This is a genomic window from Pseudoalteromonas sp. SG43-3 (assembly GCF_014164385.1).
GTDB lineage: Bacteria > Pseudomonadota > Gammaproteobacteria > Enterobacterales > Alteromonadaceae > Pseudoalteromonas > Pseudoalteromonas distincta.
In genome coordinates this window covers 1-335 of sequence record NZ_JACJFC010000091.1, presented here as the reverse complement: position 1 = coordinate 335, position 335 = coordinate 1, and the positions used below count along the sequence as shown (strand labels likewise).

Sequence of the window (335 nt, the reverse complement as noted above, 5' to 3'; positions counted from 1 at the left end):
GTAATAACAAGGCTCGGGCCAGTAAGGTCTATCTGACCTGTCTCGGTGGCGCTGCCGATATTACCTAGACCATCATCTACCTGTGCGGTGACAGTATATTCGCCTTCGGCTAAATCAGTTGGTGCATCGACACTCCATACTCCACCCGTTACGGTCGTATCAACAGTCGTAATATTCCCTGCACTGTCTTCAAACGTTAAGCTAATGGTGGTGTTATCTGCCGCATCGCTTGTACCATTAATGGTTGGGGTGGTGTCGTTGGTGTCAACCAGTGCATTAATACTAATGCTTGGGGCCGTGGTGTTGAGTGTTGCGGTTTCACTTAATGTAGTGGT

General features: G+C 48.7%; 1 protein-coding gene. It reads right to left on the bottom strand.

Annotation, left to right across the window (positions count from 1 at the left end; genetic code table 11):
• The coding region (locus H5157_RS20740) for an Ig-like domain-containing protein (RefSeq protein WP_259399383.1) at positions 1-335 on the bottom strand (335 nt) is incomplete at both ends.